23 protein-coding genes and 4 pseudogenes are annotated in these 25,401 nt (G+C 60.9%); 15 read left to right on the forward strand and 12 right to left on the reverse strand.

The window, feature by feature from the left end:
* Positions 1-88: 88 nt before the first annotated feature.
* Positions 89-227: pseudogene (locus tag ACVIGA_RS43855) on the reverse strand (SulP family inorganic anion transporter); the annotation flags it as partial.
* 195 nt (positions 228-422) lie between these two features.
* Between ACVIGA_RS43855 and ACVIGA_RS43860 the strand changes: the two are divergent.
* A complete protein-coding gene (locus ACVIGA_RS43860) occupies positions 423-1,175 on the forward strand; it encodes an outer membrane protein (RefSeq protein WP_166218055.1) in 753 nt (250 codons plus the stop codon).
* A gap of 280 nt (positions 1,176-1,455) precedes the next feature.
* Here the strand turns inward: ACVIGA_RS43860 and ACVIGA_RS43865 are convergent, their stop codons facing one another.
* The 5 genes and pseudogenes from ACVIGA_RS43865 to traI all read right to left on the reverse strand — a co-directional run bounded on the left by ACVIGA_RS43865 (position 1,456) and on the right by traI (position 5,969).
* Entirely contained in the window at positions 1,456-1,956 is a 501-nt protein-coding gene (locus ACVIGA_RS43865; RefSeq protein ID WP_456671105.1) for a Spy/CpxP family protein refolding chaperone, read from the reverse strand.
* A 127-nt stretch (positions 1,957-2,083) separates the two neighbouring features.
* Positions 2,084-2,947: an IS21-like element helper ATPase IstB gene (gene istB, locus ACVIGA_RS43870; protein ID WP_166107168.1), complete on the reverse strand. Its 864-nt coding sequence runs from the start codon at positions 2,945-2,947 to the stop codon at positions 2,084-2,086.
* On the reverse strand, positions 2,947-4,446 hold the full coding sequence (istA, locus tag ACVIGA_RS43875; RefSeq protein WP_166309211.1) for an IS21 family transposase: 1,500 nt from the start codon (positions 4,444-4,446) through the stop codon (positions 2,947-2,949). Before istA ends, istB begins: the two co-directional genes overlap by 1 nt.
* A gap of 99 nt (positions 4,447-4,545) precedes the next feature.
* Positions 4,546-5,337: pseudogene (gene trbB, locus ACVIGA_RS43880) on the reverse strand (P-type conjugative transfer ATPase TrbB); the annotation flags it as partial.
* Positions 5,334-5,969, reverse strand: coding sequence for an acyl-homoserine-lactone synthase (traI, locus tag ACVIGA_RS43885; protein WP_456671106.1), 636 nt, complete (start codon positions 5,967-5,969; stop codon positions 5,334-5,336). The gene traI and the pseudogene trbB, both read right to left, overlap by 4 nt.
* Before the next feature lie 361 nt (positions 5,970-6,330).
* Between traI and repA the strand changes: the two genes are divergently transcribed.
* The 3 genes from repA to repC all read left to right on the forward strand — a co-directional run bounded on the left by repA (position 6,331) and on the right by repC (position 10,290).
* On the forward strand, positions 6,331-7,566 hold the full coding sequence (gene repA, locus ACVIGA_RS43890; RefSeq protein ID WP_175618600.1) for a plasmid partitioning protein RepA: 1,236 nt from the start codon (positions 6,331-6,333) through the stop codon (positions 7,564-7,566).
* Between the two features lie 175 nt (positions 7,567-7,741).
* On the forward strand, positions 7,742-8,755 hold the full coding sequence (gene repB, locus ACVIGA_RS43895; RefSeq protein WP_225049239.1) for a plasmid partitioning protein RepB: 1,014 nt from the start codon (positions 7,742-7,744) through the stop codon (positions 8,753-8,755).
* A gap of 215 nt (positions 8,756-8,970) precedes the next feature.
* Positions 8,971-10,290, forward strand: a complete 1,320-nt coding sequence (repC, locus tag ACVIGA_RS43900; protein WP_456671107.1) for a plasmid replication protein RepC — start codon at positions 8,971-8,973, stop codon at positions 10,288-10,290.
* A gap of 58 nt (positions 10,291-10,348) precedes the next feature.
* On the opposite strand, the gene ACVIGA_RS43905 is transcribed toward repC, so the two are convergent.
* Together ACVIGA_RS43905 and ACVIGA_RS43910 are read right to left on the reverse strand one after the other, a co-directional pair.
* A complete protein-coding gene (locus ACVIGA_RS43905) occupies positions 10,349-10,756 on the reverse strand; it encodes a PIN domain-containing protein (protein WP_456671108.1) in 408 nt (135 codons plus the stop codon).
* Complete coding sequence (locus tag ACVIGA_RS43910) at positions 10,756-11,001, reverse strand: type II toxin-antitoxin system VapB family antitoxin (protein ID WP_456671109.1); 246 nt, start codon at positions 10,999-11,001, stop codon at positions 10,756-10,758. The genes ACVIGA_RS43905 and ACVIGA_RS43910 overlap by 1 nt, the downstream gene beginning before the upstream one ends.
* 206 nt (positions 11,002-11,207) lie before the next feature.
* Between ACVIGA_RS43910 and ACVIGA_RS43915 the strand changes: the two genes are divergently transcribed.
* From ACVIGA_RS43915 to ACVIGA_RS43925, 3 genes and pseudogenes are all read left to right on the forward strand, one after another.
* The gene (locus ACVIGA_RS43915) at positions 11,208-11,432 is read left to right on the forward strand and encodes an antitoxin MazE-like protein (protein WP_028152591.1); all 225 of its coding nucleotides are present in this window, start codon (positions 11,208-11,210) and stop codon (positions 11,430-11,432) included.
* A complete protein-coding gene (locus tag ACVIGA_RS43920) occupies positions 11,429-11,755 on the forward strand; it encodes a type II toxin-antitoxin system PemK/MazF family toxin (protein ID WP_130230294.1) in 327 nt (108 codons plus the stop codon). Before ACVIGA_RS43915 ends, ACVIGA_RS43920 begins: the two co-directional genes overlap by 4 nt.
* 158 nt (positions 11,756-11,913) lie before the next feature.
* Positions 11,914-12,072: pseudogene (locus ACVIGA_RS43925) on the forward strand (IS630 family transposase); the annotation flags it as partial.
* A gap of 16 nt (positions 12,073-12,088) precedes the next feature.
* On the opposite strand, the gene ACVIGA_RS43930 reads toward ACVIGA_RS43925, so the two are convergent.
* Positions 12,089-13,234, reverse strand: coding sequence for a tyrosine-type recombinase/integrase (locus tag ACVIGA_RS43930; RefSeq protein WP_176422065.1), 1,146 nt, complete (start codon positions 13,232-13,234; stop codon positions 12,089-12,091).
* Between the two features lie 84 nt (positions 13,235-13,318).
* Here ACVIGA_RS43930 and ACVIGA_RS43935 point away from each other — a divergent pair, with 84 nt between their 5' ends.
* The 3 genes and pseudogenes from ACVIGA_RS43935 (at position 13,319) to ACVIGA_RS43945 (ending at position 16,496) form a co-directional block, all read left to right on the forward strand.
* Complete coding sequence (locus ACVIGA_RS43935) at positions 13,319-14,305, forward strand: DUF1403 family protein (protein WP_225049243.1); 987 nt, start codon at positions 13,319-13,321, stop codon at positions 14,303-14,305.
* Position 14,306: 1 nt separating this feature from the next.
* Positions 14,307-14,993: an SMC-Scp complex subunit ScpB gene (gene scpB, locus ACVIGA_RS43940; RefSeq protein WP_166107266.1), complete on the forward strand. Its 687-nt coding sequence runs from the start codon at positions 14,307-14,309 to the stop codon at positions 14,991-14,993.
* Between the two features lie 231 nt (positions 14,994-15,224).
* Positions 15,225-16,496: pseudogene (locus ACVIGA_RS43945) on the forward strand (IS256 family transposase).
* Between the two features lie 342 nt (positions 16,497-16,838).
* On the opposite strand, the gene ACVIGA_RS43950 reads toward ACVIGA_RS43945, so the two are convergent.
* The 3 genes from ACVIGA_RS43950 to ACVIGA_RS43960 all read right to left on the reverse strand — a co-directional run bounded on the left by ACVIGA_RS43950 (position 16,839) and on the right by ACVIGA_RS43960 (position 18,414).
* A complete protein-coding gene (locus ACVIGA_RS43950) occupies positions 16,839-17,192 on the reverse strand; it encodes a hypothetical protein (protein ID WP_166309244.1) in 354 nt (117 codons plus the stop codon).
* Positions 17,193-17,735: 543 nt separating this feature from the next.
* Positions 17,736-17,900 (reverse strand): hypothetical protein, encoded by a 165-nt coding sequence (locus ACVIGA_RS43955; RefSeq protein ID WP_166218292.1) that lies wholly within the window; start codon positions 17,898-17,900, stop codon positions 17,736-17,738.
* Between the two features lie 187 nt (positions 17,901-18,087).
* Entirely contained in the window at positions 18,088-18,414 is a 327-nt protein-coding gene (locus ACVIGA_RS43960; protein WP_456671110.1) for a hypothetical protein, read from the reverse strand.
* 199 nt (positions 18,415-18,613) lie between these two features.
* On the opposite strand from ACVIGA_RS43960, the gene ACVIGA_RS43965 reads away from it, so the two are divergent.
* The 5 genes from ACVIGA_RS43965 to ACVIGA_RS43985 all read left to right on the forward strand — a co-directional run bounded on the left by ACVIGA_RS43965 (position 18,614) and on the right by ACVIGA_RS43985 (position 25,274).
* Complete coding sequence (locus ACVIGA_RS43965; protein WP_166218004.1) at positions 18,614-18,778, forward strand: hypothetical protein; 165 nt, start codon at positions 18,614-18,616, stop codon at positions 18,776-18,778.
* Positions 18,779-18,942: 164 nt separating this feature from the next.
* A complete protein-coding gene (recD2, locus tag ACVIGA_RS43970; RefSeq protein WP_166107273.1) occupies positions 18,943-21,144 on the forward strand; it encodes an SF1B family DNA helicase RecD2 in 2,202 nt (733 codons plus the stop codon).
* Positions 21,145-21,346: 202 nt separating this feature from the next.
* On the forward strand, positions 21,347-21,622 hold the full coding sequence (locus ACVIGA_RS43975; RefSeq protein ID WP_224925079.1) for a chalcone isomerase family protein: 276 nt from the start codon (positions 21,347-21,349) through the stop codon (positions 21,620-21,622).
* Positions 21,619-24,327, forward strand: a complete 2,709-nt coding sequence (locus ACVIGA_RS43980; RefSeq protein WP_456671111.1) for a DEAD/DEAH box helicase — start codon at positions 21,619-21,621, stop codon at positions 24,325-24,327. The genes ACVIGA_RS43975 and ACVIGA_RS43980 overlap by 4 nt, the downstream gene beginning before the upstream one ends.
* Positions 24,324-25,274 (forward strand): SWIM zinc finger family protein, encoded by a 951-nt coding sequence (locus tag ACVIGA_RS43985; protein WP_176535483.1) that lies wholly within the window; start codon positions 24,324-24,326, stop codon positions 25,272-25,274. The genes ACVIGA_RS43980 and ACVIGA_RS43985 overlap by 4 nt, the downstream gene beginning before the upstream one ends.
* The last annotated feature ends 127 nt before the right edge of the window (positions 25,275-25,401 follow it).

Consider the following 25,401-nt stretch of genomic DNA (forward strand, 5'->3'; position numbering starts at 1 on the left):
AACTCCGTACAAAATGGACGTGGCGGTGAACTCGGGAACTTTAGGCAACGGGCGCATGAGCGCACTTGATCTGGCGCAATTCAAAGCAGCCTACCGTGCCCGCCATCATCAGCGAGATCGCGGAAGTCCGTCCGACGGCAAGGTGACGCGAGGGACCCGAGCAGCGCATAGCCGAGGCTGCCCAGCATAAGACCGAAGATGCCGACCTGCGGCGGCAAGCCTGATAGGGGGTATCAAGATTCGGCAATGGCAATTCTTAAGTCGGATTAATAGCTTGTCCTCGAACTTGGCCGGCGAGTGTGGCTTCGCCGGTACAGCCTACCGGCAGCATCTCCCCTACAATTAGAACTGGAATAGTGAAGTAGGCGCTCCTGCCTGCTCAACGCTTCGGGGACAACTGAAGCGGACTGGGAGAAACACATATGAAGAAGATTTTGGTTGGCGCGATGGCGCTGAGCCTGTCGGTACCGGCAAGCGCGGCGGATTTAGCGGCCCGTCCCTACACCAAGGCGCCTCCGCCGATGGTGGCTCCGATTTACGATTGGACCGGCTTCTACATCGGCGCCAACGGCGGCTGGGGCCAAAGCCACAACTGCGTAGATTTCGTCACTGCTGTGGGGACCGTCGCGAGCGGCTGCGGTGATCGTTCCGGCGGCGTGGCCGGTGGACAAATTGGATATCGCTGGCAAACCAATCAGTTCGTATTTGGATTGGAAGCTCAAGGCGATTGGGCCGACATCAAGAACACGCGCGTGAGCCTTTTCGATCCGACGCTCTCGACCACCGCGAAGACTGATGCAATCGGTCTCTTCACCGGCCAGCTCGGTTGGGCCTGGAATTCGGCGCTGCTCTACGTGAAGGGCGGCGCTGCTGTGACCAGCAATCGCCTGACCATATTCGACAACACCACCGGGATCGGTTTGGTCTCGGCGGATAGCACGCGCTGGGGCGGCACCTTGGGTGTCGGCTTTGAGTATGGCTTCGCCCCCAACTGGTCGATCGGTGCGGAGTACGACCATCTGTGGATGGGGCACGCAAATAACTCCTTCTCGGTGGCCGATCCCCGCCTCGCTGCCGTACTCAACGACCGGATCAGCCAGGACGTGGATATGGTCACCGTGCGCTTGAATTATCGCTTTGGCGGCTACGGCGCTCCGGTCGCGGCGAGATACTGACCTTGTCCTAATACTTTTCTCCAATCAATTAGGCCGGCATCTCTGCCGGCCTTTTGTTGGAGAGAATATGTCTGAAAGATCATCTCCCAGATCGCCAATCTGGCCGGCCTAAAGCCGTCACGAGGTGGCCGACTACATCAATCTGGCCTTTGAGACGTCGGGCATCGCCGAAATTGTCAGGGCACCGGCGCGCCATCAAATGCGTTGATTCCGGATTGCGTGTATCGACGATCGTCGCGGACCAAAACTTGTTGCTCCGCGACGCGTCACGCCAGGTAGTCTAGTCGTCGTCATCTTCGGTTTCGATCTGATGTTCAATCGCATCTCGCATCGCCGCGTATGTCGCGAATGCCATCCTCTTCTTCTGGTCCGGTGTTAGCGTCTTATAAAGCGGTTCCCACGTGTCGGCGAGCTTCTTGAGGTCAACCGCGCGTTGACTCAGTATTTCTGCTCGACGTTGCATAAGTTCGACCGGATTGCGTTCACCAATCGCTTCCATTGGGCTGCTATCGCGCAGTTCGGCCACCCGCTCGAAGCGGACTTGTCGGTTCTTCGCTCTCGCACGGATGGCCCCTTCCACGGGCGGCCAGTATTTTTCCTGATCGGGCGTAAGCTGCAAGGCGGCCTTGATCATGCCGACGCGCGCATCCGTCAAGGCGTTGAGGTCGGCGGCGCTAGGATGCCCCATTCCTACCGTGGAAGAGGTCTCCGCTGCGTAGGCAAGTGTTGATGCTGTTAAGAGAACTGCGGTTGCTGCAAAGGCTATCGTTCTGATCCTCATCGCAAACTCCTGGGTCTCGTGTCGTTCGCCCCCCAAGCAGAAGGCCATAGGAGTTCTGAAGCAGAGTACGCATACGACGGAGGCCGCCTGATTGACGCATGCGCGCGGGCACGGCGAGGTCTATGTGTCAATCGGCGTTCGACTGGGACCCCCTATCGGCATCCAAAAGGGACCCCTTTGATCGGCGTGCTCTGCTGGTAGCGCTCGGGTCGTCGGAGCTGGTCGGGGTTGCGGAGACGGCGCGAGCGCGGGTTGTTTGAACATCGTCGCGGCTTTTGAATCGCCAGCTGTCGTTGCCGGTCTCGACGATGTCGCAGTGATGGGTCAATCGGTCGAGTAGCGCGGTGGTCATTTTGGCATCACCGAACACACTGGGCCATTCGCCGAACGCAAGATTGGTGGTGACAATGATGGAGGTGCGCTCGTAGAGCCGGCTGATGAGATGGAACAGGAGCTGACCGCCGGATTGCGCGAACGGCAGATAGCCCAGCTCGTCGAGAACGATGAAGTCCATGCGGGTCAGATGCTCGGCGAGCCGTCCCTGCCGACCGTTGCGGGTCTCGGTCTCGAGCCGGTTGACGAGGTCGACGACGTTGTAGAAGCGTCCTCTGGCGCCATCGCGGATGCAACTTCTGGCGATGGCAATCGCCAGGTGGGTTTTGCCTGTACCGGTGCCGCCAACCAGCACGACGTTGCGTTGTTGGGCGATGAAGCCGCCGCCAGCGAGATCATTGACGAGAGTCTGATTGATCGGCGTGCCGTCGAACTGGAAGTCGGCGATGTCCTTGGCGAGCGGCAGCTTTGCAATGGTGAGCTGGTATTTGATCGACCTGGCTTGCTTCTCGTTGATCTCGGCGTTGAGCAGGTCGCCGACAATGCGTTGAGGCTCGTGCTGGCGCTTGACGGCAGTTGCCATGATCTCGTCGAAGGCAGCCTTCATGCCGTAGAGCTTAAGTTCGCCCATGAGGTCGAAGATTTGGGTTCGTTCCATCAGATGGTCCTCCGGAGGTTGTCGTAGCGGGCACAATCGGCGATCGGTGCATGACGGAGCGTCAGTGCGGCCGGCGTCATGATGTTGGCCGGTGGGGCGGGTTCACGTTGACGGGCCAGGATATTGAGAACGACATCGGCGGAATGGACGCTGTGACTGAGCGCTTCGGCACAAGCCGCTTCCACCGCGGACAGACCGTCAGTCAGCACCGCGGTGAGGATGTCGACCATCTGCCGATTGCCATCGTCGGTGCTGGCCAGCTTGCGCCGGATCCGCTCGATCGCGGCCGGCAGCACCCAGTCTTTGAAGGGAGCACCGTTGCGCAAGGCGCCGGGTTTGCGGGCGAGCACCGGCACATAATGCCAGGGGTCGTAGACGGTATCGCCGCGGCCAAAGGATCGCGGGTGCTCGGCAACGATACGTCCATCCTGACGGATCACGATGCGATCGGCATAGGCTTGAACCTCGACCGGTCGTCCGACTGCACTGGCTGCGACCGAGTACTTGTTGTTGTCGAAGCGCACCAGGCAGGTCTTCGAGACCGATGCTGTCACCGCATGGAAGCCGTCGAAGCGGCCGGCATAGGGAACGAGTTTGGGGCGTTCGGCTTCGAACACGTCCCAGATCGTCTGATCGACCAGCTCCGGATGGCGATGAGCCTTGGCGTAGGCGATGCACTTGTCGAGCAGCCAGGCGTTTAACTCGTCGAGGTTTTTGAACCGCAGCCGCGGCGTGAAGAAGCGCTCCCGGACCAGCCCGACCTGGTTCTCGACCTGCCCCTTCTCCCAGCCCGACGCTGGCGTACAGGCGACCGGATCGACCAGATAGTGGCTGCACATCTGCAGGAAGCGGCGATTGTAGAGACGGCCTTTACCGACAAAGATCGTCTCCACCGCGGTCTTCATGTTGTCGTAGATGCCGCGGGTGCAGGTGCCTTTGAACAGGGCGAATGCCCGGTCGTGGGCGTCGAACACCATCTCCTGCGTCTCCCGCGGATAGGCCCGCACGAACAGCATGCGACTGTGACAGAGCCGAACATGAGCAGCCTTCACCATCACCGTGGTGCCGCTCAGCAGGACCACCTCGTGGCTCCAGTCGAACTGGTAGGCTTCGCCTGGTGCAAAGCTCAGCGGCACATAAGCCGACGCTGTCGAGGTGCCGCGTTCCTTGGTCCACCGTCGGGCGTATCGACGAACCGCATCATAGCCGCCGGCATAACCCAGGCCGCGGAGTTCCTCGAATAGCCGGATCAGCGTCAGCCGTTCCCGCGCCGCCTTGCTCTCATTCCCTGCCAGCAACCGATCAAGCTCGGCACTCCAGGCACCCATCTTCGGGAGCGGCTGCGTCTCGCGCTCGTACCGGAACTCCGTCGCTTGAGAACGAATGACCTTGCGAACCACCTTCCGCGATACGCCAAGTTCTCGGCAGATCGCCTTGATCGGACGACCATCAACAAAGTAGGCGCGACGGATCTTACCAATCGTCTCCACCACCAGCATCCCAACCTCGGCTTCCATGACTCGATGGAAGCCACTGTGGACCCTTATCCCGGGGTCCCGATTGGATGCCGATCACCCCGAAACGGGGTCCTTATTCCATGCCGAAACACACTCGAGTCGGCGCAGGGCCGACTCGGCGGTGTTGGCGTGGACCGTGGCGACGCCACCGGGATGCCCCGTGTTCCAGGCCTTCAACAGAGTAAGCGCGGCGCCGTCGCGAACCTCGCCGACGATGATGCGGTCGGGCCGGAGCCGCATGGTGCTCTTGAGGAGCCGGGCCATGTCGACGGTGTCGCTGGTGTGCAGCGCGACGATGTTGTCGGCCGGACACTGGATCTCGGCGGTGTCCTCCAGGATCAGGATGCGATCCTCCGGTGCGGTTTTGGCGATCTCCGCGATGACGGCATTCGCCAGCGTCGTCTTGCCGGAGCCGGTGCCGCCAGAAATGACGATGTTGAGGCGCGAGGCGACGGCGTTACGAATGATGTCGGCCTGGCGCTCCGTCATCACCCGGCTCTTCACATAGTCGTCGAGCGGTATCAGCCGCGATGCGCGCCGGCGGATCGTGAAGGTCGGCGCCTTGACGATCGGGGGCAGCAACCCCTCGAACCTGTGGCCGCCAATCGGCAATTCGCCGGAGATGATCGGCTGCTCGTCATCGGCTTCGGAATTGAGTGCGTGCGCCACGCTCCCGATGACGATCTCGGCAGCAGCCGCTGTCATCTCTCCGGTCGCCGCTATGCCGTGGCCGAGCCGTTCGATGAACAATCGGCCGTCCGGGTTGAGCATGATCTCCACCACCGAAGCATCATCGAGGGCGACGCAGAGCTGGTCACCCAGGGCCTCCTGAAGCTTGCGGATCAGGCGCGGATGGGAACGCAATTGCGTCATCGCGACGGGCTCCCTTCAGGCCGCTTGCGGGAGCGATTGATCGAAGAGCAGTAGCTGGCTGGCCGCACACGCTCGAAGTTTGCCTGGTCTGTCGGCAGCAGGCCGACGACCGCTGTGGTATTGCCGATCGGCTTGGGTGCTCCGATTCGGGCCATCGGCCAGCCCACGCGGCGCAGGATCCGCTCGATGCGAACGTCGGTTTCGGTGTCCAGTTCGCGGTAGCCGTTCGCTAGCGACCATTCGATGATCGCGGCGAACATCGTCCAGGTGGCGTCATGGAGCGCCTTCCCTGCCCTCCCCGTCTCAATCGAAGTGTCGACGCAGAACCGCGAGCTTTCGATCATGGCGGCGTGAGGCAGGCCCGACCCGATCAGCTCGGGAAAGCGCACGGACAGCAGCGTCGGCCCTGCCGTGGAAAGCAATCGGGCGCAGCCCGCGACCTCGTTTCGGTCGGATAGCGCCAGGATGCAGGTCGGCCGGCGGTTGTCGAACTGATCGGCCTCCCGGCCGTCCTTGACGTCGACGTCCCAATCCATCCGCTCGCGGAAGGCGCGGGCGCGAAGTCTATGCATCGAATCGAGAAGGACAGCCGAGTTGCTGTATGTTTTGGGTGGGACGGCGATTGCCCGCATGCGTGTTGCTCCGAATCTGTCGGGTTCGGAGGCCTAAAGGCCATCATCGTCAGGGCGGCGCGACTAATGAAATTATGAGTGCGATTCGGGCTCCGCAGGGGTGAGTCGGGGCAAAATGGCCCCGTAAAGGTCGTGGAACACGGAAAAACCGGGCTCCGGACCCCTAATAAAAGTATGAGTGCAGCGTCGGCCGTTCATAAATGTCCAGCTTAGCCATGGTGTTGAAGTTATTGATGAATTGCCTTGAAAGAGCTCCGATTCGGGAGGCATTGTTAACGCCTCGTTAACCATTACTCTCTTGCAGGGGCATGTTTCGATGGTACCGTCACGGATAGATTGGGCATTCGCCTGATTTTCCGTGATGAGAGATTTCAACGTGAGCCCTGCTGCCGAGCACGCGCGAAAGCTGATTCCTTCGGTCGACGAGATTATCGGAGCCCAAGCCGATCTCCTTAGCTCGCAGCTTCAGGCTATGAGTGAGGCGCTCTTTCCCCCCACCTCAAAAAAGGTGCTTCGCAAGTTTACTTCTGGGGAAGCAGCGCGGCTAATCTCCATCTCCGACTCGACCTTGAGAAAGATGACTTTAGCCGGCGAGGGCCCGCAACCTTATCTCGCGAGTAATGGGCGGCGTCTTTATACGTTGGCGCAGATCAACGAGATACGCCAACTACTCGCCGAGTCGCTTCGCGGCCGCGATAGGATCGACGTGGTTCCCCATCGCCGCCCGGGTGAACACCTGCAGGTGGTCGCCGTGACCAACTTCAAAGGCGGTTCTGGCAAGACAACGACATCAGCGCACCTCGCTCAGTACCTGGCCCTCCAAGGGTATAGGGTTCTGGCGGTGGACCTCGATCCGCAGGCAAGCCTCTCTGCTCTTTTGGGCGTGCTTCCAGAGACGGAAGTTCTCGCCAACCAGACCCTGTATGCGGCGATCCGATACGACGACCACAAGAAGTCGTTGAAGGAGGTCATCCGGACGACCTATTTCGATGGGCTAGATCTTGTCCCCGGTAATCTGGAGCTGATGGAGTTCGAGCATACGACGCCAAAGGCCCTCACCTCTGGTGGTCAAATGCGCGACGGCCTGTTTTTTACGCGCGTCGCCAAGGCTCTCGATGATGTCGCGGATCAGTATGACATCGTCGTCATCGATTGCCCCCCTCAGCTTGGCTTCCTGACGCTGAGTGGGCTTTGCGCGGCGACGGCCATGGTCGTAACTGTGCATCCCCAGATGCTCGATATCGCCTCCATGAGCCAGTTTCTCCTGATGACGCGCGATCTGCTTGGCGTGGTTCGAGACGCCGGCGGTGAGCTCAAGTACGATTTTGTCCGCTATTTGCTGACTCGCTTTGAGCCGCAGGACGCCCCGCAGACCAAGGTGGCGGCGCTCTTGCGCAACATGTTTGATGACTTTGTTCTGACCAATACGATGGTCAAATCCGCCGCGGTTTCGGATGCGGGACTGACGAAGCAGACACTCTACGAGATCGGTCGAGAAAGCCTGACGCGGTCGACATATGATCGCGCCATGGAATCACTTCAGGCCGTGAATGGAGAGATTGAAGGGCTCATCAAGGCCGCGTGGGGGCGAGCATGACCGCCTCAAACTCTGTTGGTGCGCCGGGATCCGGTTCCACCATTGGGGTGTTGGGAGCTCCCAACACGATCACTGCCCTTCCCCCGAATCAGCATCATTCGGCCCGTTGGCTTCTTGCTGTTGGGAGCTCCCAACACCCGGGGCGTGGCCTTTTGCGCAAGGCAGGAGGTCGCGTATGAGCCGGAAGGATGCGATCAATTCCCTTTTTCTGAAAAAGCCCGAAGCTGCGTCGACGCCACAGGTGAAGCATACCGATCGGGTCCGCACAGGCGCCATCGCTGCAATGGGCTCTTCGCTCCAGGAAATGACCGAGGGGGCCAAAGCTGCCGAGCGGCTGCAACAGCAACTAGCCGCCGGCGAGACAGTTATCGCACTCGATCCAGGCCAAATTGACGGGTCCAGGATTGCCGATCGAATTGCCATCGACGTCGATCCGGGTTTTGAAGCACTGGTTTCCAGTATCTCCGAATACGGGCAGCAGGTGCCGATCCTTGTTCGCCCGCATCCCGAGAAAATTGAGCGCTTCCAGATTGCTTATGGCCGTCGACGGCTTCGCGCTGCTGTCCGGCTGGGTCAATCGGTCAAGGCGATCGTTCGAAGTCTGTCTGACGCCGATCTCGTCATCGCCCAAGGGCGCGAGAATCTTGATCGCGCCGATCTGTCGTTCATTGAGAAGGCGTTTTTCGCAAAGCGCCTCGAGGATGCCGGTTATGATCGCGCAACGATCATCGCGGCCCTTTCAACCGATAAGGCGGATCTTAGCCGGTATATTGCGATCGCGCGTCGTATCCCCGAGCAGTTCGTCTTGCGCATCGGGCCGGCTCCAAAAGCCGGCAGGGCCCGGTGGCTCGGGCTCGCCGAGAAGCTGGACGACGGGAAGGTCGTGACCGCAATCGAGAACCTCCTGAACGCTCCCGAAGTCGTCGGTCTCGACAGCGATAGTCGGTTTCAGGCTGTGTGGAAGGCCGTCGACAAGCAGCCGAAAAGTACAGCCAAGCGATCCGATGTATGGGTTACGCAGGCAGGCAAACGAGCAGGGCGCGTCGAACGCTCAGCGGGCAAGACCGCGTTGGTGTTCAACGAGAAAGTAGTGCCGGAGTTTGCGACGTGGGTTTCGTCTCGGTTGGACCAACTTTACGCGGAATTCTCGGCCGCAAAGGAAGAGGAGGCGCAAACTAAGAAGGAGTGAATTCGTCGTGGTGACGGCGAGGCGCATATGCATCGCCTGACACCACGCAAACAGCAAAGAAAAAAGGCCCCCGAAACGGATTCCGGAAGCCCTTTCTCACTAGTTTGGCGACTTTGAGAATCGCACTTCCCCGAATCGCAGTCAAGAGCTCGCGCTGAGCTTAGCGCCGTTTTGGTGAGCGGATTTTCTTTGCCTGACACATAGGTGAAGGAAAAATGCAGACGCACATTACAACGACGCCCTTCGGGCGGCGGCCGATGACGCTCGGCCAAATCTCAAATCAGATGGCTGCACGGACTGCGAAGCCCGAAGCGATCGTGCACAAGTGGCAGGTCTTCCAGAACATCCGGGAGGCGAGGGAACTTCTCGGCGCGACGGATCGATCGCTCACGATTCTCAACGCGCTCCTGACCTTTCATCCGGAGACGGCGCTCACGGGGGATGCCGAGATCGTGGTTTGGCCCTCAAACGTTCAGCTCATGGCGCGGGCCAACGGCATGCCGGCGACGACGCTGCGGCGTCACATCGCTGTGCTGGTCGACTGCGGTTTAGTCGTCCGGCGCGACAGCCCGAACGGCAAGCGCTTCGCCCGGAAGGGCCGGGGCGGGGAGATCGAGCAGGCCTATGGCTTCGACCTCTCGCCGATCGTGGCTCGGGCTGAGGAGTTCAAGGACCTAGCGGAGGCTGTTGGGGCCGAGAAGAAGGCGTTCCGTGTTGCAAAGGAACGCCTCACACTGCTGCGCCGGGACATCGTCAAGCTGATTGAGGCCGGCATTGAGGAGGGGGTGCCAGGCAACTGGGGTAGGGTTCAGCAAAACTACCAGACGATTATCGGTCGGCTACCACGATCGGCGCCCAGGCAGCTTCTAGAAGACGTCTGCATGGATTTGCATGCGCTCTATGCGGACATACGCGCGGAGCTGGAAACATTCACGAAATCACAGAATCCGGACGCCAATGAGTCCCATTCTGGTCGTCACATACAGAATTCAAATCCAGACCCTAATTTTGAATCTGAATATAGCCTTCCAAAACAGGTTGAAGCGAGCAGCACCGTCGAGGAAACCGACAACGTTCGGAGCTTGCCGAAACGTGAGCTGCCCTTGGGAATCGTGCTCGATGCCTGTCCGAATCTGCTGGAATTGGCACGAGGCGGCGAAATCCGCCACTGGCGTGACTTCCTGGCGGCGGCGGAGATTGCTCGGTCGCTACTGGGGATCAGTCCCAGCGCCTGGCGCGAAGCACGTGAGGCCATGGGTGAACAGCATGCGGCGATCACGCTGGCCGCGATCTACCAGCGGGCGGATCAGATCAACAGCGCCGGAGGGTATCTCCGCAGCCTGACCGACAGGGCGAGGGACGGTAAATTCTCGACCTGGCCGATGGTCATGGCGCTGCTGCGGGCGAAACTCGATGCGCAGAGGACCGCGGGGAATGCCGGCGGACCTCGATCTGAACGTTCGGTTGGCACCGCGCCAGGCCTCCGCGTGTCGGAAGCGCTGCTGAAAAACCTGCAAAGGCCAAAATCGCGATGAGGGCCGAATTCATCTTCCACGGAAGCCGCGGCGCTACGCCATATCCGTTTCGGCGAAATCATTGCCCTTGTAGAGCAGGGGCAGGTGATAGGCCTTGGCGCCGGCATAGGCGAAGCAGTCGCCGGAAATTCAGGTCCGCCTTGTGGCCGACCACCTTCCCGTAGCATTTGGCGGCATCCACAGCCTTTCGGCCGATATCGGCTGAAACCATGATCTCCTTGATGCCGAAATCCTCCAAGAACTTTGCGACAGCCGACTGTGAGGTTTCGATGAAGTGCACAGGCACTGGCTTACCCTTCATGCCATTCTCGTCCGCCTTCTTCCGGGCGAGGCTGATCACCGCCTCATAGACGGTCGGCGGCGACACGAGTAACTGGGACGAGGAGCTATCAAGCCGCGCCAGCAGATCCCCGGCGTCATTTTCTTCTCCCAGGATGGCCACGATCGCGGAGGCATCGATATACATCAGATGTCGCCCCACATGTCGTCGGTGAAGGTTTTCATGTCGAAGGAGCCGCCACCCGGCCCCATTGTCCTGGATATGGCAATGCTCGCTGCCGCGCGAGCGCTTGCCGGCTGTTTCTCACGGACGCGCTGCAGCTCATGCTCGAGCGCGAGACGCACAGCCTCGGTCTTGGTCCTAGACTTTGTGGCCGCCTGCAGCTTCGCCGCAAGGGCGTCGACATCATCATCACGAATGAACAGAGGCATCAGATATCCCTTCCGAGATATCTGAATATCGCAAATTAAATATCTACGCTAGGAGATTGAGATATCTTGGCCTCAGTCGAGCCAGTTCTCAACGATCAGGCCGTCGACACGGCTGAACTCGTCGATATCGGCGGTCACCAGCGTCAAACGGTTTGGTCGCGCGCAACCTTTATAGTAAAGTAGCGCGCAACTGATGGAGATCTCATATGGCGCGGCCCAAGCATACCGATGACGGCCTGACCAAGTTTCAGCGCTACCGCCAACAGCAGCAGCATCGCGGCATGAAGCAGCTGCGCATCTGGGTGCCTGATCCCCACAAGCCGGAATTTGCCGCCGAAGCGAGGCGGCAGGGATTGCTGCTGCGCGGCCGGCCCGAGGAAGCTGAGGCGCTGGATTTCATTGCCGCCGCGACTGAATGGCCTGAATCGTGAGGAGAGGGGATCTCGTCACGGTTTCGGCACAGGGCGACTACGGGAAGCCCCGTCCGGCGGTCGTCATCCAGTCCGATGTGCTCAATGCGGCGGACAGCGTGCTCGTGGTCTTGCTCACCGGCACGATCGCCGATGCCCCGCTATATCGTCTCACCATCGAGCCGACGGCCTCGAACGGTCTCAAACTCGTCTCACAGGTCATGGTCGACAAGGTTCTGGCCTATCCGCGGGCCAAATGCGGCCCGGTGATAGGCCATCTGTCAGGCGCCGATATGCTGGCGCTGAACAACATGCTGTCCGTGATGATCGGGCTCGCCGACTGATTGGACAGCAATAAAGAGGGGAAGGCCCGATGAAGATCATCTTCGACTGGAAGACACTGAGCCTTGGCAAGCCGCCAATCCACGCTCCAAAAGAATCGGCGACTAACCGTTCTCTCGAACTGTGTAGAGTCTGCACGTCGAGTTGATCCTGGCTTTTGAACGTCTGGCAGTTCCTTCGTGACAACTGGCTTTCGAACCGCGTGTTCAAATCCTACAACGACATCCTCGATCACTGTTGCTACGCGTGGAACAAACTTATCGACCAGCCGTGGCGCACCATGTTTATCGGAATGCGCGATTGGGCATATCGGTTCTAATCAGCGGAGAGCGGCCTCAGAGGCCTGCCGCCTTGGTCAGATTGACGCGGAACCGATCCCGGCGGCGCTGATAGCGCCGGGTCAGCTCGGCGGAGGCGTGGCCGAGCTGCTTCTGGACATAGCGCTCGTCGACCTCGGCCGAGGAGGCGAGGCCGGCGCGCAGCGAATGTCCAGCGAACTTCGTCTCTCGTTCGCCTTCGGGCAGGTCGGCGCGCACCCCGGCGGCGAGCGCCGCGCGTTTGACCAGTCGGGCGACCTGCTGGTCGGTCAGGCGATCGGGCCCGACGTCCTTGCCTTGCCCGCGCACCCGCCGAAACAGCGGGCCGTGGCCGATCCGGGCCAGTTTCAGCCAGATCTGTAGCGCGACGACTGGGCAGGTCGAGTCCGACGAGCCGCGGCCGATCTCGATCTCGCGCCAGCCGGTCTTGCCGCGCAGGGTGACAATCAGGCCTTGGTCGAGGATTTCGACCCAGCCACGGCCGTCCTCGGTGTCGTCGCGGTGGAGGTCGAGGCCGACGATTTCCGAGCGCCGCAGGCCGCCGGCGAAGCCCAGCAGCAGCATGGCGCGGTCCCGCAGGCCGCGGAGCGTGCCCCGATTGAGCGTCTCCAGCATGGCGATGACGTCCTCCGGCAAAACGGCTTCCTTCTGTCGGGGCGGGGCGGCGTGGATGTTGCGAATGCCGGCCAGGACGGTGGCGATGTGACGGTCCTTGCGGTCGAGCGGCGTGCCGCGCTGCGCGTAGGTCCAGGTCAGGGCCGAGAGGCGGCGCTCGATCGTGGACACCGAATTCGGCTTGCGGTCGGCGGTCGCGGCGCCGGAGGCGCAGGCGGTGATGTAGAGCCCGACCGTCTGCGGGGCGGGCGGAAAGACCTCGAGGCCCTGGCGCCGGCACCAGCCGGAAAAGTGCGTCCAGTCGGCGGCATAGGCCCGGCGGGTGTTGGCCGAGCTCGCCGCCTCGACATAGTCGCGGGCCCGGTCGGCGAGCCGTTCGAGATGCGCCGGCACGCCGGATTCCGCAGCCGGGAGCGGGGAGGGGAGGCCGCCGCGCGGCTCGGCCGACACCTCCGCGGTCGACAGATCGGCTTCCGCCCGCGGGCTCTCAGGCGGTGCGGCGCTCTGCGGAGCGCGATGTTCCGGGTTCTGGGCGCTGAAAACGGGCATGCCCTCTATAAAGAGCAAAACGATCGATAAGGCAACATTATCGGTCGTTGTTATCCACTGACAGGCCCGGCGGTTTCATGTAAAATGGATAGCAAAAAGCGCCGCGCAGGCTTACCCTTTCGCATGCTCGCGCGTCGCCGAATCGTCCCCGACCCGCCGCCGACCTTCGCCCCCGCGCCGGCCTGGTTGCGTCGTCGCGCACCGCCCGACTTCGTCACGGAAGCGGTGTTTTATGCCGGCGCGGCGCTGGCGGCGCTGCATCCGATCGCCCGTGACGAGCACCCGCTCGGCAGTCTTTGGCGCCAACGTCTCGCGCTCACTTGCGCGGCCGCGCTCGCGCGTCAGGGCGGGCGGACGGAGGACGAGGCGGCGCTGCGCGACCACTGGTACTTGCGCCGCGAAGCCGACGACCCCGGACCGGGCGGGCGTATTCTCGCCGCCTGGCGCAAGCTCGGCGAACGCGCCTCCTCCAGCGACGTGGAGGGATGGATCTTTGCCCTTGCGACCGCGCTTGGCCATCCGCTCGGCTCGCTGCCGAGCGAGATCGTCGAACTTGCAAGCCGGCACACGCAGCGGCAGCACGCCATGCCGGTGCTGGCCGCCGCGGAGATCATCGCCGCGAGTGGCCGCGTCCTGCCGAACGAAGAATTGGTGCCGCTGTGGCTGGCCGACGCCGTCCTCGCCCACCAGCTGCGCTGGCCGGCACCGGTGCCGCTGCTCGCGGTGCATCTATCGCGCGGTGCGCTGCGCAAGGCGCAGCAGCACCTCGAAGGGGAGACTGTCTTCATGAACGCACTCTGTGCGGCCTACGCGACGGCGGCCGTGGCAGCGATCGACCTCTACAGTGATCTCGCACGGCGGGCGACACGCCTGCTCGCGGTCGCGCCGAAGTTGCGTGGCAAGGATGCCGACATCATGGTCGGGATCCTGATGGTGGAAGACGCCCAGTCCGCCGGCCCCGGCAAGACGGCGAGCGACCGCAGCACACGGCGGCTGTTCGAGCGACTGGTCTCGCTCGGCGCGGTGCGCGAGCTCACCGGACGGCCGACCTTCCGATTGTACGGGCTCTGACATGGGCCGGCGCGCGCGGCCAAAAGCGGATCTCGACACCGAGCTGGCCGACCTGCCGCCGGAGCTGCGCTGGCGCGAATGGATGGGCCGGGTCGAAGCGGTGATCTTCGCCTCGCCCGGACCGGTGACGCGCGAGGCCCTCGCGCGCGTTGTCGGTCGCGACTGCAGCATCGACCTGCTGATCGATGACATTCGCGACGAATTGCGCGGCCGGCCTTACGAGCTCGTATCCGTCGCCGGCGGCTGGCAGCACCGGACCCGGAAAAACTTCGCCGAGGCGATCCGGGCTGCGATCGGCGCTGCCGGTGACCACAAGGCGTTGTCGCAGACCGAAGCACTGATCCTTGCCTGCATCGCCTATTATCAGCCGATCAATCGCAGCGAATTGTCATCCTTCTTCGGCAAAGAGGTCAGCCGCGATACCATCGCCCGTCTGCGCGGACTGGAGTTCGTCGCAGCCGGGCCGCGCAGCCCGCAGCTCGGCGCACCCTACACCTACGTGACGACCAAGGCGTTCCTGTCGCACTTCAGCCTGGAGACGCTGCGCGATCTTCCGGACATGGAAATGCTCGAGGAGGCCGGCCTGCTCAGCAAGGACAAAATGCTGGCGGGGGAGTTTCCTGTGCTGGCGTCGGACGAGGCCGACCAACTCGAGGCGGACCGAGACGAAGACGACCATGTGACTTGAATTGCTGCCGAGGAGTCTCCGACAATGCACTGACCGACGAGCAGTCGCCTCGTTTTCTGTGATCTCCTTGCGCTTCATGCGCAGCAACTACGCGAGCCGGCGCTCCTTACATGCCTTGACGAGATATTTCCCGGGAGCTATGCGGGAAAGTGGGTGATGACGGAATGAGATAGGCGGCGTATCGAGGCGGGTGTCGAGCCTGCCAGAACCTCTCAAGGAGAGCGATACGCCATGAACGAGACTAGCAATATTGTTGCCCTTCGTCAGCCCGACGATATCGACGATCCACTGACCAATATTCTGCGAGCTGGTGCTCGGGAGCTTCTGGCGCAGGCCGTGGAGATCGAAGTCGAGACGTTTCTTGCCACGGTGAAGGATTTGAAGCTGGCGCGACGGGCGCGCCCGTGTCGTGCGACATGGTTACGGCCCGGCGCGAACGATTGCGACCGGCATCGGACCGGTCGAGGTCGCGCGGGCAAAGATTCGGGACCGCGGGGCGGCCGGCGATAGCGAGCGGATCCGGTTCAGCTCGGCGATCCTGCCGCTGTGGGCGCGGCGCACCCGGAGCCTGGATGCGCTGTTGCTGGTGCTGTATCTGCGCGGCATCTCGACCGGCGATTTCCAGGAGGCGTTGACGGCCCTGCTGGGCAAGGACGCGCCGAACTTGTCGCCGGCGGTCATCTCCCGGCTGACGGCCGAGTGACAGGGCGAGTACGAGCGTTGGCAGAAGCGCGATCTGTCGGCGCGACGCTACGTGTATGTGTGGGCCGATGGCGTCTTCCTGCAGGCGCGCATGGAAGACCACGGCGAATGCATGCTGGTGCTGATCGGCGCGACGCCGGAAGGGAAGAAGGAACTGATTGGCTTTCAGGTCGGCGTCCGGGAGAGCGCGCAGAGCTGGCGTGAACTCTTGATCGACGTGAAGCAGCGCGGGTTGCAAATCGCCCCGGAAATTGCCGTTGGTGACGGCGCGCTCGGCTTCTGGAAGGCTCTTGACGAGGTCTTTCCCGGCACGCGGCACCAGCGCTGCTGGGTGCACAAGACCGTCAACGTCCTGGACAAGGTCCCGCTCTCGGTCCAGGCCAACATGAAGAAGGACCTGCGCGAGGTCTATTGGGCGCCGAACCGGGTGCGGCCGCCGAAGCGGCGATCGACGTCTTCGCCGAGAAATACCGCGCCAAGTACGGCCGGGCGGTCGAATGCCTCGCCAAGGACCGCGACGCGCTGCTGGCCTTCTACGACTTCCCTGCCGAGCATTGGGATCACTTGCGCACGACCACCCCCATCGAAAGCGTGTTCGCGACCGTGCGGCACAGAACCGTGCGCACGAAAGGATCGCTGTCGTCAACGACCGCCAGGCTAATGGTGTTCAAGCTGGTCATCGCCGCATCAAAAACCTGGCGGCGGCTCAAAGGCACAAATCAGTTGCCCAAGGTGATTGCAGGTGTCAGATTCAACGACGGCATCGAGGTCATCCGCATGCCGGCAAACCACGCCGCCTGATCGCCTCGTCACCCAAAATCCCGCATAGCTCATTTCCCGGTGGGTTTTCCCTTGGGGGCGCGCTCGGGGGGCGCCTGACTGGCTCACTCGCTTTCTCGTCAGCAGCGAAAGAGGCGGGTCCTTGAGCAGCTAAAGCGGCCGTAAGCAGTCGTAGCAGCGCCGGTCAGCGCATCGCGCTACTGGCCGGACTCTGCCCGTCGGAGGGGGCGTTGTCGTAATTGATCCTCACTGCAACAGCTTATTGTTCGGGCAAGCTTTCGGAAAGCTGACGAAACCCACGGGAGTTCGGTTATACGCAGGGCGTCGTCTGACGCCCCGCGCCTTAGTCGCCCAAAGCAGAACTCAGCGCTCAAAAAGATTGCAGTTGGCGTTGCCGACGATCACTGTCCGCTCGATTTGCTCCGGACAATCCTGCAACCACGCAAAGACATCTTCGAGCCTATAAGGCGTTACGACTTCACGAGCACTCGGCTTGATGTCTGGACCTTCTATCAAATAGAAGCGTCCTTCAGCCGTCCTGACCATGCGGTCCCGTATTTCACCCTCGACCCCCGTGGTCGGGTCGAAATCTGAAAATACGCGCGTTGCAAAGTTGAACGCTCCGTCAAGTTGACGACGCGCTGTCCGCTTCGGCTTCGCTCGACGTCGCTTGGTTGCGCACTTAAGCTTGCGGCCCGACACCTGTCTCTTGAACATCTGCACTCTTCCTTTGCGATGCGCCGCCGCGGATTCGGCGAGCGCGCTCTTCGCTCGCCGCCATCGCAATATGGCCAATTGAAAGAGCCCGTGCTAATCAGTAGATACGTTTCTAACCAGCGGCTGTGACATTTGTAAGATCACAAACGCTCGCGAGTTTAGCGCGGCCGTTGGAATGATGCTTCAGCTAGCCTGCACACTCCGGCCGCCACCACTTCGCACCCATTGACCGAATGCGCGCGTGAGAGCCTTGGCGACGACGTTGCCGGACGACACCGCCAAGGCTCAACCACACAACGGATAGCCCCTTAGATGGCTCGTACCAGCATGGGGGCCATTTCGGCCAAACTTGGGCAGGGTAGCCCCCGTCAGCCGCGCGTACCCATCCTTGGCGGCTCATCGACCGAACGAATGAATGAGCTGCGCGCTTGCCTCAGGCTGTGCAAGTGAACCGCGGCTGGAGATCGGATAGCGGCATCTCGTCCGGCCATCTCGCCGCGTCCATCTGGACGTTGTGCGAGCACCAGTCCTTGCAAACGTCGGTCAAGCCGTCTCCAGCCGCTGCTTAATCTGCTCAGCTTGTTCCTTCGTCAGCTTCTCAGCCAAGCTGTAATCCTTCAGTTGGGCCGCCCCCTTGCGATCCCGATCATAAACCATCCAGTCGACGCTACCTCTTCGTACGAGGAACCTAGCCTGTATCGGTGCCATGTAATTCTCCGTAAATTCCGTCACCCACTATGAACGACCGCAATAATATTCGCGAAGAATATGTAGCACCCGGTCTGCGATGCTTCTGTGAACTTACGCACACACACCCACCGGAGCCCAGATATAGATACTTCGACCAACGCCAATCAGCCGAAAGCCCCTCGAAGATCCCGCCTGAGGTCGTGACTCACTCTAACTCAAATCTTGGCCGCAACTCACTGCAAATACGTTCGAGCCGAGAATGTAACTCATAGAGATCCGCCGGCGCCGCTACCACAGTTGTGCGGAACCCGAGCTGCCTGTCCTCGCTGACCTGAAAGAAGTTGATCAGTCCAAACCGTTCTAGGATCAATTCATGAAGCTGGTCTTTGGTGATCTTTTGCTTTTGTAACCCAATTAAAAAAGCCGATGCTAAGATTGCCCTCCTTTTGCGTCTTCCGCAGCGCAACTGCAAGGCGCGCGTTGCGGCACCCGTAATTGCCCGGGGGGGCGATTGTGAATCGACGCTGAACATTGACCCCGCACGCGCGAAGTCAGTCAAGCACTTGCGACGCCGATCGGCGTCCGGAGCCCACGCAGATTCACACTGGTGGCGCTATGGGAGGCCTCGGATCGGATCTGCGGCAAGCGGCTCAGGGTAATGATTCCGACGTTGCTGCCTTCGCTGGAGCGGCATGGCCGGCTCAAGCTCGGACCAGGCCGATTGAGCACTGGTGCTCGGCGTCAGCGCAGCCAAGATTGATCGGCTGCTGGTCGAGACCAAGATTGCCGCGGCCGGCGGTAACCGCAAAGCGAAATCACGACTGGCTGGTCTCCTTTACAGTTCGATTCTTACACCGCACGGCGGCTACCGACACATATCGCCGGACGCCCATTGATCGGCCATGCAGTCGCGCTATGCATGCCAACTCGGTGGGCTCCGAAGGGGGTGACCACCGTGGTGGCTTGCCAACGACGATCCAACTGAGCAAATTGGGTTCGGGGAAGAGAGCTGTCCACAAATGGTGCTCTCGGCGACGGAGCAGATGATGCGACGATCCGCATGAAACCGCAGCCGGAACCATCAAGCCGGGAAGTTCTTGCTGGCCTTGTTGAGCGCGTCACATACCACAACGACGGGAATGGCTACTGCGTTTTGCGGATCAAGGCGCGCGGCCACCGCGAACTGGTCACTGTAGTCGGGCACGCCGCGGTGATCTCCGCTGGCGAGTGGATTACCGCATCGGGCGAATGGGTCAATGACCGCACCCATGGCCAACAGTACAGGGCGAAGTTCTTAAAGACCTCGGAACCGACATCGCTCGACGGCATCGAGAAATACCTCGGCTCCGGGATGATCCGCGGCATCGGGCCAGTCTATGCCAAGAAGCTGGTGCGCGCCTTCGGTGAGAAGGTGTTCGATACCATCGAGGCGGAGCCCGAACGGCTGCGCGAGGTAACGGGCATCGGCCCGGTTCGGGCCAACCGGATCACGGCCGCCTGGGCTGAACAGAAGATCGTTCGCGAAATCATGGTCTTCCTGCACAGCAATGGCGTCGGCACAGCGCGGGCGGTGCGCATCTATAAGACCTATGGCGCGGACGCCGTACAGGTCATGACCGAGAACCCCTACCGCCTCGCGCGCGACATTCGCGGCATCGGCTTCAAGACTGCCGACGCGATCGCGATGAAACTCGGCATCGAAAAGACCGCAATGATCCGGGTTCGGGCCGGGATCTCCTATGGGCTGACCGAGGCGATGGACGAAGGGCACTGCGGTTTGCCGACGGATGAACTGGTGCCGCTTGCCGAGAAGCTGCTTGAGGTCCCGGTGGAACTGGTGCGCATTGCGCTTGATCTCGAACGGACAGCAGGCACGGTCATCGCAGACAGCGTAGGCGAAACGTCCTGCGTATTTCTGGTGGGCCTGCATCGGGCGGAGCGCTCGATTGCCGAGCGGCTGATCCGGCTTGCGAATGGCACACTGCCCTGGCCCTGGATCAATCCAGACAAGGCACTGCCTTGGGTCGAGCAACGGATCGGGCTTACCCTTGCCGAAAGCCAGGTCGCTGCGATCCGGCTCGCATTGATGTCCAAAGCGTTGGTCATGACCGGCGGTCCTGGTGTCGGCAAGACCACCATCGTCAAAGGTATTCTCCGCATTCTCGCAGCAAAGGGCGTGAGGCTCCTGCTATGCGCGCCGACCGGCCGCGCCGCCAAGCGCATGACCGAGGCGACCGGTTTTGAGGCTAGGACGATCCACCGGTTGCTGGAGGTTGACCCCAAGGGCGGCGGCTTCAAGCGCGGCGAAGACAATCCGCTCGACTGCGACCTGCTTGTTGTCGACGAAGCCTCAATGGTAGACGTCATGCTGATGCAGTCACTCATCAAGGCAGTGCCAGACAAGTCTGCCCTTTTGATCGTCGGCGACATCGACCAGCTTCCTTCGGTTGGGCCAGGCCAAGTGCTGGCCGACGTCATCTCATCCGGTGCTGTGCCGGTGGTGCGTCTCACCGAGGTGTTCCGGCAGGCCGCGCAAAGCCGCATCATCATCAGCGCACATCGCATCAATCAGGGGGCTATCCCCGATCTCAGCCTGCCCGGCACGGATAGCGATTTCTACTTCGTGCAAGCAGGCGATCCAGAAACCGCCGTACAGCGTATCATCGAGTTGGTGAAGACACGGATCCCCAATCGCTTCGGCCTCGACCCAATTCGCGACATTCAGGTTCTGTGTCCAATGAACCGGGGCGGCGTCGGTGCGCGCTCGCTAAACATCGAACTGCAGACGGCTCTGAACCCCGCCGGCGAGCGCAAGGTCGAACGCTTCGGTTCGACGTTCGCGTCCGGCGACAAAGTGATGCAGATCGAAAACGATTACGACAAGGAGGTCTATAACGGTGACATCGGTTATATCGACGATGTCAGTTCCGAAGACAGCGAACTCACCGCAAGCTTCGACGGCCGCTCGGTCATTTATGAGTTTGGCGAGCTCGACACGCTGGTGCCGGCCTACGCAGCAACTATCCATAAGAGCCAGGGTTCAGAATACCCTGCCGTAGTGATCCCGGTGATGACGCAGCACTACACCATGCTGCAACGAAACCTGCTCTATACCGGCGTCACCCGGGGCAAACAACTGGTAGTTCTGGTCGGTCAGAAGAAGGCCGTTGCCATCGCGGTTCGCAACGTTTCGGGGCGGCGAAGGTGGTCGAAATTGAACGAGTGGCTGGCGTCAAGAATAGCGTCGATGCCGACAAGATGAGGGCCGACGATGAATGTGCGCAAAGCGCATAAGATTTGGATTGAACAGTGCGAAGCGGCTCAAACGATCAAGGCGCGATTCGGGCTCACGGCGGCCTTCGACTACCTTGTCGGTGAGAAGTTGATGAGTTTTACCAGTACTGCCTCCAGACATCCCCGACTTCGCGCGGGAACTGCCGCGGTTCTTTTCCGAGGTGAGGCGCATGTTCACGCCGGATGAGATTGGCGCAAAGTTGGTGCAAATCGAGCTTTCGCAAAGCGAAAGGAACGTTGATGTTTTGAAAGATGATGGTTTTCTTCTTGAGATTCCGGCCGCAGTCGCGGAGTGCGTTCTCCAGTTCATTCTGGTCAAGGAATTGCTGACCGCGCCATCCTCGGTACTTCGTGACAGAATGGCAAATTACTTCTCGATGTGGCGCGCCGCTCACCACCAAAATCGCCAACATTTCCGGTGGGGTCGTAAGGTCCCACCGTCATGATGACGCTGGAACCCGTTCTCACCCCGCATGGTTTGCTGACGCTGCGACAAACGGCGCAAGCTCCTGCGTTGGAGCCCGATCAGGGCTTGCGGCTGGAGAAAGCATTTTTACGGGGCTCAGGGCACGGATTGTTGTGGCTCGGCGCCGACGAAGTCGCGACGGTTCTCCCGCCGGTGTTGTCGTATTGGCGAGAGCTTGGAATGCGCTACATGACTGCACTGTGCGCTCTTCCTAGTGTTGGAGACGGCCGGACCAAGCCGCCTGTGCCAATCCCCGCCGATGGCGAGCTGGACACGATGGCAGCGGCCGTTCCGCCGATGACCGGCGCGGAATACCTGACGACGTCTGTCCTGGCCAATCTTTGGCGAGGTATGGATGCGGCCTTTGATGCCGAGTTGGTGCAGGCCAAGCTCTCCGTGCAGGAGTTCCTCAAGAGCCGTCATCCGGCATGGAATTTGGTTGGGCGCGTTCATTTCAACCTCGCGGAGAACCGGAAGGACGAAGAAGCCCCGTTCGCGTTTCTTGCGACCTACACGACCCGACTTTCGGCTGAGGCCAAGGCCCAGCATCTGCCGCTCGGCAAGGCCTTGCAGGAGTATTCCGGTGCGAGGAACCGCCAACGCCTGCTCTCGCTGCTGATGCCCGTCCAGCGTGCCGCCGAAAGTTGCCCTTGGTTGAAGACCATGGTCGATGCCGGCGATATCTTTCACCCGCTGCGCTGGAGCCCACAACAGGCTCTGCAATTCCTGAAGGATGTTCCCGCGCTCGAAAGCGCCGGGGTGGTCGTGCGAATGCCAGCGAGTTGGCGCATGAACCACCCCGCACGCCCGCAAGTGAAAGCAACGGTCGGGGGCAATGCGCCATCACAGCTGGGGATGGACGCGCTGCTCGACTTCCGAATGGAGGTGACGCTCGAGGGCGAAAGCCTCTCGAAGGCCGAGATCAAGCGACTCCTGGCGCATTCCGATGGATTGACCTTAATCCGTGGCAAGTGGGTCGAGGTCGATCATGAACGACTGCATCGCACACTCGAGCAATTTGAGGCCATCGAGCGCCGCGCCGCCGCCGATGGTCTTTCGTTCGGTGAGGCGATGCGTCTGCTGGCTGGGGCTGGCATTGCCGGAGATAAAACTGCCGCACCAGCCGACATCGATTGGAGCCAGACCGTTGCCGGCCCCTGGCTGGCGGAGACGCTGGCGACCCTGCGCCATCCCGATTGGCTCATGCGGGTCGACCCCGGTCAACATTTTCAGGGTACGCTGCGACCCTATCAGCAGTCGGGTGTGCAATGGCTCTATCTGCTAACGCAGCTCAAGCTTGGGGCTTGCCTTGCCGACGATATGGGGCTCGGCAAAACCATCCAGGTGTTGTCGCTGCTGCTGGTGATCAAGAATGAGGACATGGCAATTCGGAAACCTTGCCTGCTCGTAGCCCCCGCCTCGTTGTTAGCCAATTGGGCCGCCGAGATTTCTCGATTTGCGCCAACTTTGAAAACAGTCGTGGTCCATCCATCGGCTGCGCCGTCCGAGAAACTGAACACTTACAGTGCGGACAGATGCGCAGATGTCGATCTCGTAATCACGAGCTACGGCTTTCTGACGCGTACGCCTTGGCTAGAAACTACATCATGGCGGTTTGTGGTGCTCGATGAAGCACAGGCCATCAAGAACCCGGGCGCTAAGCAGACAAAATCGGTCAAGAGGCTCAAGGCAGAAATGCGCATTGCGCTGACCGGCACGCCCATCGAGAATCGGCTCGGCGACCTATGGTCGATCTTCGACTTTATCAATCCTGGCCTGTTGGGATCGTCGAAGGAGTTTTCGGCATTCGTCAAACGCCTCGCCGACCGGCCACATAACCCTTACGGTCCGCTCCGCCAACTGGTGCGCCCCTATATCCTGCGACGGCTGAAGACCGACAAGAGCATCATTGCCGACCTGCCCGACAAGACCGAGGTGAAAACCTTCTGCCCCTTGAGCCGCAAGCAGGCGGCGCTTTATCAGCAAGCAGTGGCGGAACTGGCCGGCCATCTCGAAGAGGTCGATGGAATAAAGCGGAGAGGTATCGTCCTAGCTTTTCTCATGCGTTTGAAGCAGATCTGCAACCATCCATCACAGTGGCTCGGCGACGGTGCGTGGAATGAGGAGGATAGCGGTAAGCTTGTGCGTCTGCGCGACATCGCGGAAGTGGTTGCCGCCCGGCAGGAGAAGGCACTTATCTTCACCCAGTTCAAGGAGTCAACGGCGCCACTAGTGGCGTTCCTGGGCTCCATATTCGGAAGGCCCGGCCTCGTCCTGCATGGTGAGACAGAGGTTAAGAAGCGCAAGGACCTGGTGCGCCAATTTCAGGAAGACGAAGACGTCCCGTTCTTCGTGCTCTCGGTCAAAGCAGGCGGCACCGGGCTCAATCTCACAGCGGCCTCGCATGTCATTCATTTCGACAGGTGGTGGAATCCGGCTGTCGAAAGCCAAGCTACCGACCGTGCCTTCCGGATTGGACAGACCAAGAACGTGCTTGTGCACAAGTTCGTTTGTCGCGGCACCGTGGAGGAAAAGATCGACCATATGATTGAGTCGAAGAAACAATTGGCTGGGGATTTTCTTAGCGGCGGAGCTGACATCCTGTTGACTGAGATGAAAGATGAGGAGTTGCTTAGACTCGTGACTCTCGATTTGGGTGCGGCGATGAAGGAAGGGGATGAATGAGCTACTACGGGTGGCATGCTTACGTGCCGGTAGCTGAGAAGCGGCGACAGGCAGAACGCAAGTTGGCCAAGCTCAAGAAGCAGGGACGATCCGTTGCGCCCGTGAGGATCGAGGGCCGCACAATTACCAAGAGCTTCTGGGGCAGATCTTGGTGCGTCAACCTTGAACGATACAGCGACTATGAGAACCGCTTGCCGCGCGGCCGGACCTATGTCCGAAACGGCTCCGTTATCGACCTGCAAATTGCCAAGGGCGAGATATCGGCAATGGTCGCCGGGTCTGAGCTCTACCAAATCAAAATTGTCATTGCACCGGTTACGCGGGCACGCTGGAAATCCATCTGTCGGGACTGCGCCGGGACCGTCGATTCGCTAGTTGAGCTCCTGCAGGGCCGCTTGGCGAAAGGCGTGATGGACCGGGTCTGTCGAGAGGGTGACGGCCTGTTTCCGTCGCCGACGGAAATCAAGCTGTCCTGCAGCTGTCCAGATTGGGCGGACATGTGCAAGCACGTTGCGGCAGCACTGTATGGTGTCGGCGCCCGGCTAGATGAAAAGCCTCAGCTTCTTTTTGTGCTGCGTGATGTGGATGAAACTGAAATGCTCGCCAGCGCTGGACAGGATTCTCCGCTAACAACGGCGCCAGGCGCGGCGAAGGTGCTTGATGAAGGCGATGTCGCCGCTCTATTCGGGCTGGAGATGGCCGAAACTCCTCATACCCCAAATCCTGCCTTAACAGTCGCAAAGAGACCCCAACAGTCCAAGGCGCAAAAAGGCAAGATATCTGCCAGAAAGACCAAACGAGCAGCGAAGACAGATGTCGCCTTACATCGTGCGACTCGGGTCAGTTCGGGAACGAAAAAGACAGCCCGAGCAAGTGCCAGGAAACGGCGCACATCGGGGATGTCCCGATCGTTGTTGAACTATGTCGGGCCGAGGTTGCCAGAATGAATGTTGCACTAAACCGCTACCGCGGTAGGGAGCAGCATGGCTGCGGCCTGAAGGGGGCCGCGCCACAGAGTGCGCGGCAGCGGCATTAACGATCCTTCGCTGCGCGTCGCGCAGTCCGACCCGTGGG

The organism is Bradyrhizobium sp. USDA 3240, from assembly GCF_054063295.1.